11 protein-coding genes are annotated in these 12,300 nt (G+C 43.5%); 5 read left to right on the top strand and 6 right to left on the bottom strand.

All coding sequences use genetic code 11. The features are described from left to right. Positions 1-23: 23 nt before the first annotated feature. Complete coding sequence (locus tag J0L83_02205; protein ID MBN8663355.1) at positions 24-1,049, top strand: hypothetical protein; 1,026 nt, start codon at positions 24-26, stop codon at positions 1,047-1,049. Positions 1,050-1,105: 56 nt separating this feature from the next. Here the strand turns inward: J0L83_02205 and J0L83_02200 are convergent, their stop codons facing one another. The 5 genes from J0L83_02200 to J0L83_02180 form a co-directional block, all read right to left on the bottom strand. Then, entirely contained in the window at positions 1,106-1,999 is an 894-nt protein-coding gene (locus J0L83_02200) for a hypothetical protein (protein ID MBN8663354.1), read from the bottom strand. A 35-nt stretch (positions 2,000-2,034) separates the two neighbouring features. Beyond that, positions 2,035-2,613 carry a peptide deformylase gene (locus J0L83_02195; protein ID MBN8663353.1) on the bottom strand — a complete coding sequence of 193 codons (579 nt, stop codon included), beginning with the start codon at positions 2,611-2,613 and terminating at the stop codon, positions 2,035-2,037. A 66-nt stretch (positions 2,614-2,679) separates the two neighbouring features. Next, positions 2,680-3,093 (bottom strand): Holliday junction resolvase RuvX, encoded by a 414-nt coding sequence (gene ruvX / locus J0L83_02190; protein ID MBN8663352.1) that lies wholly within the window; start codon positions 3,091-3,093, stop codon positions 2,680-2,682. Continuing rightward, complete coding sequence (locus tag J0L83_02185; GenBank protein ID MBN8663351.1) at positions 3,093-3,965, bottom strand: UbiA family prenyltransferase; 873 nt, start codon at positions 3,963-3,965, stop codon at positions 3,093-3,095. The genes ruvX and J0L83_02185 overlap by 1 nt, the downstream gene beginning before the upstream one ends. A gap of 3 nt (positions 3,966-3,968) precedes the next feature. Further along, positions 3,969-4,484: an RNA methyltransferase gene (locus J0L83_02180; GenBank protein MBN8663350.1), complete on the bottom strand. Its 516-nt coding sequence runs from the start codon at positions 4,482-4,484 to the stop codon at positions 3,969-3,971. 114 nt (positions 4,485-4,598) lie between these two features. On the opposite strand from J0L83_02180, the gene mutS reads away from it, so the two are divergent. The 4 genes from mutS to J0L83_02160 all read left to right on the top strand — a co-directional run bounded on the left by mutS (position 4,599) and on the right by J0L83_02160 (position 10,301). Beyond that, positions 4,599-7,226 (top strand): DNA mismatch repair protein MutS, encoded by a 2,628-nt coding sequence (gene mutS, locus J0L83_02175; protein ID MBN8663349.1) that lies wholly within the window; start codon positions 4,599-4,601, stop codon positions 7,224-7,226. Positions 7,227-7,331: 105 nt separating this feature from the next. Then, positions 7,332-9,071 carry a GMC family oxidoreductase gene (locus J0L83_02170; protein ID MBN8663348.1) on the top strand — a complete coding sequence of 580 codons (1,740 nt, stop codon included), beginning with the start codon at positions 7,332-7,334 and terminating at the stop codon, positions 9,069-9,071. A gap of 2 nt (positions 9,072-9,073) precedes the next feature. Further along, on the top strand, positions 9,074-9,724 hold the full coding sequence (locus tag J0L83_02165; GenBank protein ID MBN8663347.1) for a gluconate 2-dehydrogenase subunit 3 family protein: 651 nt from the start codon (positions 9,074-9,076) through the stop codon (positions 9,722-9,724). A 1-nt stretch (position 9,725) separates the two neighbouring features. Next, complete coding sequence (locus J0L83_02160) at positions 9,726-10,301, top strand: Crp/Fnr family transcriptional regulator (GenBank protein MBN8663346.1); 576 nt, start codon at positions 9,726-9,728, stop codon at positions 10,299-10,301. Here the strand turns inward: J0L83_02160 and glgB are convergent, their stop codons facing one another. Beyond that, positions 10,302-12,266 carry a 1,4-alpha-glucan branching protein GlgB gene (gene glgB, locus J0L83_02155; GenBank protein MBN8663345.1) on the bottom strand — a complete coding sequence of 655 codons (1,965 nt, stop codon included), beginning with the start codon at positions 12,264-12,266 and terminating at the stop codon, positions 10,302-10,304. Positions 12,267-12,300: the final 34 nt, after the last annotated feature.

The raw sequence follows: 12,300 nt of genomic DNA, 5'->3' as shown, positions 1-12,300 counted from the left end.
ACACCAAGCATCTACATAGCAGGATGAACCTAAGGACATTATTTACCGCATTATTCTTTGCAACTGCTTTCAGTGCTTGCCAGAAAGAATTTTCTGATGAATTCAGCGTGAGCAGAAATAATCCGCTGAATGATACCACCTGGACAACAACAACGGTTTCACCTGCGCTAACACAGATGCTAACTACCCTGCGTAGTGAATTACCAGCACCATTGGTCGATTCATTTGATGCTGACAGAGATGGCGGCATTGCATTTGGCGACTCTCTAAAACTTGAATACGAAACCAATAATGGCGGTATGTGCATTGCCGGTCAGCCTGGTACTGCAGCCAATCGCATACGCGGTAAAATCAGGATAGAACTTACCATCTTAACCACTAAAGACGCCATACTTAAAGCTGGACTAACAACTGCCGGTACTACCATGCAGGTATTCGAAACAGATATGTTGGTGGGAATCAAATTATGGCAAAATAATCAGCCTTTAGATCTATTTGGCGGTGCAAAAATTGCTGCACGCATCAAACACAAAGCACCCAAATCAGATCGAATTCTATTTAAAGATATTACGCTTGCATCTGGCAGAGACAGCGTACATATATGGAAGGATATCACCAACCATGACAATAAAGTCTATAAAGGCGATTCTATCTACGTACCTGGCGGTAGCTATAAAAAATTCTACGAGTTAAAAACGCAATTCACCGGCTGGCTGGGCAGTTGCAACTGGGTTGATACCAGCAATACAACCAGGCTTAACATCAGGCTTCCATTGAATTTTACCAACAAGAATACAGTTGTGTACGCGATCAGTACCAGCAGCAATATTGTTTTACAACTTAAGGACGAAGCAGCCATTCAAACATTTTACTACCCTGCTTTGCCTAAAAACATCCCGTTTAAACTAGTATCCTTATCGGTTATTGGCAATGACACCTATATGGGTGTAACAGAAAGCAGATTAATCACTTCACCAGATCTGGTGCGGATTGAACCACGCATTAGCAACTGGCAACAAGTGAAAGATTTTCTTCAGCAGCTGAATTAGCCACACTGCTGAAGCATTACGGGGGCAGAGGGTTACGCAAGTAGCCCTCTCTTTTTTTATTGCTTAAAGTCGAACAAAGTAGCTGTGAACACAGCGCGCTCGCGCTTTTTGAAAATCACATCCCAATTACCGCGGTATCTGAGCAGTTCAGGAACAATGAGTCCGTTAAATCGACGCATGATCACTTCCATGGTAACATCAAAATCATACACACCTGCTTTGTAACTCAGGGAATAATTACGGCCTAACACTTCCAGTGTACGCTGATCGAACCAGGTAGTCATCTCATCCACTACAATCAGGTCTTTCTGATTTGCATCAAGTGTTTCTTTTGGCTTGATAGAAAATACATAACAGAGCTGGCCTTTAAATTCCTCTATACCCAGTCTGTAATCGTAGAATTCGTGTGCACGTGCATCATACAAATCAAGCTTATCACCGATGAATGGAATACCCGGAATTTTCTTTCCCGGGTTGAAGAAGAGCATCTTCAATTGTTCTTTGTGTTTTTCCAACCCCTTCTTACTGGCTGTAGTTCTATTCTTCTGACTAACAATATTGGTTTCACCACATATTTTGCCTTCGGTAAAAAACAAGGAAGCGTACAGCTCCGGGGTGAGGTAATTATATTCTCGCTTGCTATTAAAAAAATCACCGCTTACTTTTTCCTCAAGGATATCCATGGTTCTGCAACCATCTACCCTGTTTTGCCTTGTCTTACTATACAAGGATGCTTTGGTAGTGCCAGATTTATCAAGCATCCTGATATCATTGTAGGAAGAAAAACCTAATACACGCAGATTTTTAAATGCTTTGTAAAAGCTGGTATCTGCTTTGATCTGCGCCAGCAGTTTCTTGTAATCAAAATTATTTCTAACAACAACTTCGGCGAGTGTAATTCTACCCTCATCAATGATCACAGTCGTATCCTGTGCTCTAAGAAAAAGCATGCTACACAGACAAAGCAATACTAAGAGAGATCTGATCACTTGTTGAAGATCATTTTATAATCCACTTTAATCTTACCCTTATGAATATCCATCAGCTTACCATGGAGGAGTTTTCGCTTCAATGGCTTCAGGTAATCAATGAACAGCATGCCCTCAATATGGTCGTACTCATGTTGAATCACTCTTGCAGTGATACCATGGAAAGTTTTGGTATGCTGTACAAAATTTTCATCCATGTATTCCAAAGTCACAGACTCCGGACGCATGATGTCTTCACGAATGCGTGGTATACTCAAACAACCTTCATTGTAAGGCCATTCTTCTCCAGCCAGTTCCACCACATGTGCATTGATGAACACCTGCTTGATACCAGGTTCGTCAGAATACTTACCTTTTTCCTCAGGTTCCTGATGCTCGAAAATCTGGGCACTATCTACCACAAACAAGCGAATATTTCTGTTTATCTGAGGAGCTGCCAGACCTACCCCATTACTAGCATACATGGTTTCCCACATATCTTCAATGAGTTTCGATAAACCGGGGTAATCAGGCGTAATATCCTCGCCGATCTTTCTTAACACATCGGCTCCGTATGCAACAATTGGAAGAATCATAATACTTATTCTATACAGCAAAAGTACCCGCAAAAGCGCCAATCAACAAATGAATTAACAAGCAGCTTAGAGCTTGTATTGCATATACTCTTGTAACATAATCGCCGCAGCTATCTGATCAATATTACCTTTCTGTTGGCGATCTTTCTTCTTCATCCCCATATCAATCATAGCCCTGGATGCCAGCTTGCTGGTAAAATGTTCATCCACGGTTTCCAAGGGAATAGCAGGAAAAAGTTTCTTTAATCGATTGATACAGGCCTGCACCAATGGTGTGGCATGGGTAGCTGTTTCATCTAGATTGGTGGGATAACCAATCAAAATAAGGTCAACCCCTTCTGAGGGAATATACTTTTGTAGAAAATCAAATAAATCCTTGGTATGGAGGGTATCTAAAGGAGAAGCAATCATCCTTAGCGGATCTGAGACTGCCAGACCGGTTCTCTTGGAGCCATAATCAATGCAAAGGATTCTGCCCATCAGATAATTTGATCAAGTATCACGAAGATAGCAAAGACCACACTGGCTATGCCATTGGCTGTCATAAAAGCAATATTGACCTTACTTAGGTCGTGTGGTTTTACCAATGAGTGCTGATACACCAGCATACCACCAAAGCCGGCAAGACCTATACCATAGAGCCAAGTCCAATTACTCAGAAAAGCTGCCGCCAACAAAGCTGAAAAACTCAAAACATGCAACACGCGAGAAACGGCCAGTGCTTTTTGCTTACCCAATGCAGCCGGAATAGAATGTAATTGCAGGCTTTTATCAAATACCTCATCCTGTAAAGAGTAAATGATATCAAAACCACTTACCCAGAACAATACAGCGAAAGAAAACAAGATGGGCAATAGTGCAAATACGCCTGTTACCGCCAAATAAGCGCCAATAGGTGCTAGCGAGAGTCCTAGTCCAAGTACCAAATGACAAAGCGCGGTAAATCGCTTGGTGAAACTATACCCCAGAATCACCAACAAAGCCACAGGAGATAGATAAAAACACAATGGATTAATCAACCACGCACCAAAAACAAACAAAGCAGACATCACAATGGTGAACCACAAAGCACTATTGGCTGAAATGATACCGGCAGGAATTTCTCTGATTGCTGTTCGCGGATTTAAAGCATCAAAAGAACGATCCAGATAACGATTGAAAGCCATAGCAGCACTGCGTGCTGTAACCATACAGCAAACCACCAGCACAAACTTGATGATCCATTCATTTCCATTTGAAAAAATGGAGGTCTCCGCTTTCAAACCAAGTACAAAACCAATCATGGCAAAAGGCATCGCAAAAATGGTATGCGAAAACTTGATCAGACTGAGGTAGTTCTTTACTTGATTCATCGCCTATTGTTTCATTTGTTTGCGCACCATTTCCCACAACACGATACCTGTAGCTACAGACACGTTCAATGAATGCTTCATGCCCCACTGCGGAATTTCAATACTGCCTTGCATCAGGGGTAAGACTTCGGCATCTACCCCCTCAACTTCATTTCCAAACACCAGTGCAATGGGTGTATCTCCTAAGACCATGTCCTGTAACATAGTACTATTCTCTACCTGCTCAATAGCATAACAAGCATAGCCTTTTTCCTGCAACGCGAGCACAGCTTCCTTGGTGGATGGAAAATATAACCAATCCACCGTTTCAGTAGCACCTAATGCAGTTTTATGAATATCCCGATGCGGTGGCTGGGGCGTGTAGCCACAGAGCATAATGGCTTCAATAAGGAAAGCATCGCAGGTACGAAAGACCGAGCCCACATTGTGCATGCTGCGGATATTATCCAGCACCACTACAATTCGATGTTTGTTGGCCGATTTAAACTCGTCCACCGATTTACGGCCCAGCTCATCCATGCTTAGTTTGCGCATATCAAGCAAATGTAGGACTGCCATCAGTATCCACAAGCGGGGAAAATCTTTCCTACTAAAACCCGCTTCCTTGGCTGAGGGCGATTAAATTTGTCGGCCATGGCTAAATCAGGAGCAGATACCCCATTAATGCAGCAACACCGGGCAATTAAGCAGAAATACCCGGATGCCGTGCTCCTATTTCGGGTGGGCGATTTCTATGAAACATTTGGCGAAGATGCCATTATTGCTGCCCGTGTATTGGGTATCACACTCACTAAGCGCAACAATGGCGCTGCAGCTTCTTCTGAATTGGCCGGTTTCCCGCATCATGCATTAGATACATACTTACATAAACTGGTGAAAGCCGGTTATCGCGTAGCCATCTGTGATCAGTTGGAAGACCCCAAGATGGTAAAGGGTATTGTGAAAAGAGGTGTTACTGAAATGGTGACGCCAGGTGTAGCCACCAACGATAAATTGCTAGAACACAACAGCAATAATTTTCTGGCTGCTGTGCATATGGATGAAGATCGTTTTGGCCTGGCTTTCCTGGATATCTCCACCGGTGAATTTTTTGTAGCCGAAGGCAATCAGGAATATGCAGACAAACTGCTGCAGAGTCTGAAACCTGCTGAAGTAATTTTCCAAAGAAGTCATCAAAAAACTTTCAAAGAAGTTTTTGGCACCCGTTTTTATACCTACACACTAGAGAGCTGGATTTTTGATTTGCCCTTCGCAACAGAAAGTTTACTCAAGCATTTTCAAACCCATTCACTCAAAGGATTTGGCGTTGAGCACTTAGCACATGCCATTATTGCGGCAGGCGCGATTCTTTATTACCTCAAAGAAACCGAGCACCCCAACCTACAGCATATCACCAATATCCAGCGTATTGAGCAGGAGGAACATTTGTGGATGGATAAATTCACCATCCGCAACCTGGAGTTGCTCCATACAGGTAATGACCAGGGCTGGTCATTGCTAAAAGTGCTGGACAATACCATCTCTCCCATGGGTGCACGCTTGTTGAGAAGATGGATTGTATTGCCGCTACGCGATCAACAGAAGATCAATGAAAGACTGGAAGCTGTTGCCTACCTGATCAAAGAAACAGATTTACGCAAACAACTCCAGCCCTGGATCAAGCAGTGTGGTGATGTAGAACGTTTAGTGAGTAAGATTCCGCTAAAGAAAATCAACCCGCGTGAAGTATTACACCTCGCAAAGGGTTTACAACATGTAGAATGGATTCAGGAAGCTTGTAAAAAGGCAAGCAATCCTTATCTCTTGCGTTTAGCCGACGCCATTAATCCCTGTCACTTTATTCAGCAGAAAATTCTGAACGAAATTCAAGAGAATCCACCCGCCATGGTGAATAAGGGTGATGTAATTAAAGTAGGCATTCATGCTGAACTGGATGAGCTGCGCAGCATTGCATCAGGTGGTAAGGAATACTTGGTTCGCATACAACAAGCAGAAGCAGAAAGAACAGGTATCAGTTCTTTAAAGATTGGCTTCAACAATGTATTTGGTTATTTTCTTGAGGTAACTAACTCGCATAAAGACAAAGTGCCTGCAGACTGGATCCGTAAGCAAACACTCACCAATGCTGAGCGCTACATCACTCCAGAACTAAAGCAGTACGAAGAAAAGATCACCGGTGCTGAAGAGAAAATCTTGCGCATCGAATCTGAGCTATACGATCAATTATTACTGGCACTGCAAGATTATATCGCGGCTATTCAGATAAACGGACATGTACTAGCTGTCTTAGACTGTCTTTGCTGCTTTGCTGATAACGCTATTCGTTTCAATTATAAAAAGCCGGAACTGCATGATGGATTGGCATTGGAATTAATAGCCAGTCGCCACCCGGTAATTGAACAGCATTTACCTGCCGGTGAAAATTATATTGAAAACGATATCAGTTTAGATCCAGATCAACAACAAATCATCATCCTTACCGGACCCAACATGAGTGGTAAGAGCGCAATCCTGCGTCAGACTGCTTTGATCACCCTCATGGCGCATATGGGCAGCTTTGTGCCAGCAGCCAGTGCGAAAATTCCTTTGACGGATAAAATCTTTACGCGCGTAGGTGCATCGGATAACCTGAGCGGTGGTGAATCTACTTTCATGGTAGAGATGAATGAAACAGCCAGCATCATCAACAATGTATCTACCAGAAGCTTAATCCTGTTAGATGAAATTGGCCGAGGCACATCTACTTATGATGGTATTTCCATTGCTTGGAGCATGGTGGAATATTTACACAACCATCAATTCCATGCCAAGATTCTGTTTGCTACACACTACCATGAATTAAATGAACTGGAGGCGCAGTTACCACGGGTAAAGAACTACCATATTACCAACAAAGAAATTGGCAACAAAATCATCTTCCTGCGTAAACTAGCGCCGGGCGGTAGCACGCACAGTTTCGGTATCCACGTAGCCAGAATGGCCGGTATGCCGCCTGCGGTAATTCAAAGAGCCAATGAAATTTTGGAGCAGTTGGAGGATAAGCATGTTGGCGATGCACAAACATCGGGTCAGCCACATACCAAAGACCTCAGTAAAGCAGTGCAGCAACTAAGTGCACCTAAAATGCAGCTATCCATTTTTGATGCGCATTCTGAAACCTTTGATGAAATTAGAACCATGTTGAATGGCATCGATATCAACAGGCTTACACCTGTAGAAGCCTTGATGAAACTAAATGAAATCAAAGGCAAATTGAAATAGTTTTCAGCTGGAGAAAAAATTTCCCCCGCCCATACACATACTTGCAATTAGCCGAACAGATTACTTAAATTGTTGGCGCATTTTCAACCCAACAAAAACGATTGCATGGGCGATTTTCAAATCAAAAAACAAAGCAAGCAGTACGATGCCATTATTGTAGGCTCAGGCGCCGGAGGTGGTATGGCTGCATATGTATTGGCAAATGCAGGATTAAAAGTGTGTCTGCTAGAAGCAGGTGCCATGTATGATCCGCAAAAGAATATCACACAGTTAAAAAATCCATGGGAATCGCCCCGCCGCGGTGCCAGTACCAAGTTTCGTCCCTTCGGCGATTTCGATGCCTGTTACTGGGGTTGGGAAATTGATGGCGAGCCCTATACACACAAAGACAATACCCAATGGGATTGGTGGCGTGCCCGTATGATTGGTGGCAGAACCAATCACTGGGGAAGAATATCGCTGCGCTTTGGCCCCAAAGACTTCAAGCGCAGAAGTATTGATGGCCTTGGCGACGATTGGCCAATCGGGTATGAAGACATCAAGCCTTATTACGACCGCATTGATAAAATGATTGGTGTATTCGGCACCAACGAGGGTTTGGAAAATGATCCCGATGGTTATTTTCTGCCTCCGCCAAAACCAAGACTACACGAACTGTTTATCAAGAAAGCAGCAGTAGGTGCAGGTGTGCCGGTAATTCCATCACGCTTATCAATTCTTACCAAGAAGATCAATGAAGATCGTGGTGCTTGCTTTTTCTGTGGACAGTGTAACCGTAACTGCAGTATGGCAAAAGCAGATTTCTCTTCATCCAATGTACTCATCTACCCTGCCTTAAAAACAGGCAATGTTGATGTAGTAGCTAATGCGATGGCAAGAGAAGTGCTGACAGATAAGGAAGGTTTGGCAACTGGCGTGAGCTATGTGAATAAGGAAGACATGATGGAGTATCAGGTGAGTGGCCGCGTAGTGATCCTGGCTGCCAGCGCCTGTGAAAGTGCGCGACTCATGCTCAACTCTAAATCACAAAGACATCCCAACGGATTAGGCAATAGTAGCAATGTGGTTGGCAAGTACTTACATGATTCTACCGGCGCTGCCATGGGTGGCATCATCCCTGGCCTGTTTGGCCGAAAGCGCTACAATGAAGACGGCGTAGGCGGTATGCACGTGTACAGTCCCTGGTGGTTGGATAATAAGAAACTGGATTTCCCTCGTGGTTATCATATTGAGTATTGGGGTGGCATGAGCCAGCCTGCTTATGGATTTGGCTGGGATATTCAAAACCTCAATGGTAAATACGTAGTGAATGGCAAACAAAAACCTGCTGGTGGATATGGAGCTTCACTCAAAGAAGACTATCGTCATTTCTGGGGTGCAGGCGTTGGGATGGCCGGCCGAGGTGAAGCCATTGCTTTGGAATCTAATTACTGTGAGATTGATCCGAATGTGGTTGACAAATATGGCATTCCTGTTTTGCGCTTTCATTACAAATGGTCTGAGCATGAAGTCAATCAGGCCAAACACATGAAAGAAACCTTCAAAGAGATCATGCACAATATGGGGGCTGTGATAACCTGGGGCGATGATGGACCAGACAATAATTATGGACTGGAAGCACCCGGCAGAATTATTCACGAAGCAGGTACTGTTCGTATGGGTAATGATCCTAAGCGTTCTGCATTGAACAAATGGAGTCAGGCCCATGATTGCAAAAACCTGTTCTGTGTAGATGGTGGACAGTTTGTCAGTCAGGCCGATAAGAATATCACCTGGACCATCCTCGCCTTGAGTATGCGTGCCAGTGAATACATCATTGATCAACTCAAAAAGCAAAACCTCTAGTCATGGATAGAAGAAGTTCCTTAAAAGCTTTACTGATTGGCGGTGTGGCCAGCGGTGTGTTGGTTGAAGCCTGCCAGCCAAAAGAGAAAAAAGAAGCTATTACAGCTGGCAATTTCACTATTGATCGTCAGCCTGAAGAAATTGCCCGTTACAACGAAGTAACTAGCAAGACTTTCTTTACGCCACATGAAATGGCTACCATTACTGTATTGGGCGATATCATCATACCTAAAGACGAAGTGAGTGGCAGTGCCAGTGATGCAAAAGTGCCAGAGTTTATAGAGTTTATTGTAAAAGATATGCCATCGCACCAAACACCCATGCGTGGTGGCTTGCGCTGGCTAGATCTTCAGTGCTTCAAGCGCTTCAATAAAGCTTTTGTTGACTGTTCTGCCAAAGAGCAAATTGAGATGGTGGACGAGATTGCCTATCCAGAGAAAGCCAAGCCAGAGATGGCACAGGGTGTTAGCTTTTTCAATACTATTCGCAATTTGGTGGCTACCGGTTTTTACACATCAGAAATTGGCGTGAAAGATGTGGGTTATGTGGGTAATACACCTAATCAATGGAATGGAGTACCCGAAGATGTACTCAAGCAATATGGCCTAGCCTATACGGAGAAGGAACTCAAAGAATGCATCAGCTTCCCATAAAATGATCCGGAGCTTACTGGAAACATATATTCAAAAAATCAGTCCGATTACAGACCAAAGTCTGCTGACTGCTTTTACAGATGCCTGGGAAGTGCAAGAAGCAGGTAATGATAACAGCTTGTTGCGTATAGGTGAAGTATCTAACCATATCTATTTTGCAGCAACGGGCATAGCACGTATCTATTACAACAAGCATGGCAAGGAAATCACCGAATGGATTGCTATGTCGCCCGGATTCTTTTTATCCATCACCAGTTTTTTTCATCGAACACCCAGCAGATTGGGCATTCATGTGCTGGAACCTTCCAGAGTCTATGGTATACACCACGATACACTGATGAAAATGGCAGCCAAGCACCATGCTATAGAAACTTGGTTCAGGCATGCCATGAGTGGCGCCTTAATACTCTCACAAGAAAGAATGGACAGTATTTTGTTTGAGACAGCACAACAACGCTACGAGCGCTTGCTACTAGAACAACCCGAGTTGATTCAAAGGGTTCCACTCTCCTATATTGCTTCATTTCTGGGCATTACTCAGGAAACGCTCAGCCGTATGCGCGCAGCCGTAAAATGATTATCGCAATACAACAGCAGAGAGCGCGGGTAAATGCACTTTCAATTGATAGGTCTTGGAAGCTTTATCGTGCAGCTTGGAAGGTATTGATGGGTTAAACACATCACCTGTACCCCAGTATTCCTTTCGATCACTATTGAAGACTTCTTTCCACGCTGATTTGCCCTGCACATACACTTCCCAATCATTACGCACAACTGGTGTAAGATTAAGAATCACTAATACGTCGTCTTTTGGCTTTAAGCCTTTTCTGATATAAGACACCACTGAATCACTTCTGTGATTCAGATCGCACCAAGCAAAACCCTCCGGATCAAACTGCTTTTCATGTAAAGCCGGCTCGTTTCTGTACAATTCATTCAACTGCTTCACACAAAAGCGCATACCACCATGGCTAACAAAATCCAATAGCTCCCATTGCAATTCACTCTTGTAATTCCATTCACTAGTTGCACCAAACTCATCCCCCATAAATAAGAGCTTGGCACCTGGATGCGTAAACATATAGGTGTAGAGCAAACGGAGATTTGCAAACTTTTGCCATTCATCGCCCGGCATTTTATAGAGCATTGGACTCTTTCCGTGCACTACTTCATCATGACTTAGCGGCAGCATGAAGTTTTCATCGTTGAAATACATCATGCTAAAAGTAAACTCATCCTGATGAAACTGTCTGAAGATTGGATCACGCTTAAAATAGCGTAAAGTGTCATGCATCCAACCCATCATCCATTTCATACCAAAACCCAAACCACCTTCAAACGTTGGTTTACTTACACCCGGCCAATCGGTGGCTTCTTCTGCAATGGTTTGGATATCGGGGAAATCGCGATACAATGTTTCATTCAGGTCTTTAATAAAAGCAATGGCTTCCAGATTACCATTACCACCGAATTCATTCGGCTCCCACTGACCTTCGTTACGACTATAATCCAAACGCAGCATAGAACTTACCGCATCCACACGCAAGCCGTCTGCATGAAAACGATCGCACCAGAAGCGAGCACTACTGATCAGGAAACTTTTTACTTCACCACGCTTGTAGTTGAAAATATAGGAGTTCCAATCGGGATGATACCCCTTACGCATGTCTGCATATTCATAAGTATGTGTGCCATCGAACATGAACAGCCCATGTGCATCATACGGAAAATGCGAGGGAACCCAATCCAGAATAACCCCAATACCTGCCTGATGCAAAGCATCTACCAGAAAAGCGAAATCCTGTGGTGCACCAAAGCGACTGGTAGGTGCAAAAAAACCGATGCCTTGGTAGCCCCAACTTCCATCAAAAGGATGTTCCATAACAGGTAGAAACTCTACATGTGTGAAACCCATATCCTGCACATAGGGCACTAACCTAGCGGCTATTTCCTGATAACTGTTATAAGTTTCTTCATCATGCTTATTGGGGCGCATCCAGGAAGCCAAATGCACTTCATACACAGAGTAAGGCGCATTCAAAGCATTGTGCTTTTTCCTGGTCTTCATCCAGTCTTCATCCTTCCATGCATAAAATGTATCCCAGGTAATAGAGGCTGTTAAAGGACGCTTTTCCCAAAAATGTGCAAATGGATCGCCTTTATCCAGCTTAATACCCTTATATCCATGTATATGGTACTTATACGACTCTCCTCTCCCAATGTTTGGAATAAAACCTTCCCAAATACCTGAACTGTCTAGGCGTACTTTCAACGGATGCAGATCAGGTGTCCAATTGTTGAAATTACCAATGACGGATACTGCTGTTGCATTGGGTGCCCAAACAGCGAAGTAAGTACCTGCTGTATCCAACACCGTTATTTGTTTGTTACCAAATAATTCATAAAGTCGATAATGTGTACCCTGCTGAAAATTGCGAATATCCGCTTCCGTAAATAAGGAATAGTTCCAAACAGGCTGTTGTGTATCTACAAAATGCAGCTCTTCAAATTTTTTTGGTGCTTTCTCTGCAACTTTTTTCATGATTCGTACTCTTTGTGTTGAAACCCGTATGGCC

The organism is Chitinophagales bacterium (genome assembly GCA_017303835.1).
In the GTDB taxonomy this organism is placed as follows: Bacteria; Bacteroidota; Bacteroidia; order Chitinophagales; family Chitinophagaceae; genus JAFLBI01.
Note: the sequence above shows the minus strand (reverse complement) of the source record. Positions and strands in the feature narration are given on the sequence as shown.

Excerpts from the sequence above, each read along its gene's own strand:
- ruvX (MBN8663352.1), bottom strand. The coding sequence starts at position 3,093 with ATGGGCAGAATCCTTTGCATTGATTATGGCTCCAAGAGAACCGGTCTG.
- J0L83_02160 (MBN8663346.1), top strand. The coding sequence starts at position 9,726 with ATGATCCGGAGCTTACTGGAAACATATATTCAAAAAATCAGTCCGATT.
- J0L83_02170 (MBN8663348.1), top strand. The coding sequence starts at position 7,332 with ATGGGCGATTTTCAAATCAAAAAACAAAGCAAGCAGTACGATGCCATT.
- J0L83_02165 (MBN8663347.1), top strand. The coding sequence starts at position 9,074 with ATGGATAGAAGAAGTTCCTTAAAAGCTTTACTGATTGGCGGTGTGGCC.
- mutS (MBN8663349.1), top strand. The coding sequence starts at position 4,599 with ATGGCTAAATCAGGAGCAGATACCCCATTAATGCAGCAACACCGGGCA.
- J0L83_02185 (MBN8663351.1), bottom strand. The coding sequence starts at position 3,965 with ATGAATCAAGTAAAGAACTACCTCAGTCTGATCAAGTTTTCGCATACC.
- J0L83_02200 (MBN8663354.1), bottom strand. The coding sequence starts at position 1,999 with ATGCTTTTTCTTAGAGCACAGGATACGACTGTGATCATTGATGAGGGT.
- glgB (MBN8663345.1), bottom strand. The coding sequence starts at position 12,266 with ATGAAAAAAGTTGCAGAGAAAGCACCAAAAAAATTTGAAGAGCTGCAT.
- J0L83_02180 (MBN8663350.1), bottom strand. The coding sequence starts at position 4,484 with ATGGATGAGCTGGGCCGTAAATCGGTGGACGAGTTTAAATCGGCCAAC.
- J0L83_02205 (MBN8663355.1), top strand. The coding sequence starts at position 24 with ATGAACCTAAGGACATTATTTACCGCATTATTCTTTGCAACTGCTTTC.
- J0L83_02195 (MBN8663353.1), bottom strand. The coding sequence starts at position 2,613 with ATGATTCTTCCAATTGTTGCATACGGAGCCGATGTGTTAAGAAAGATC.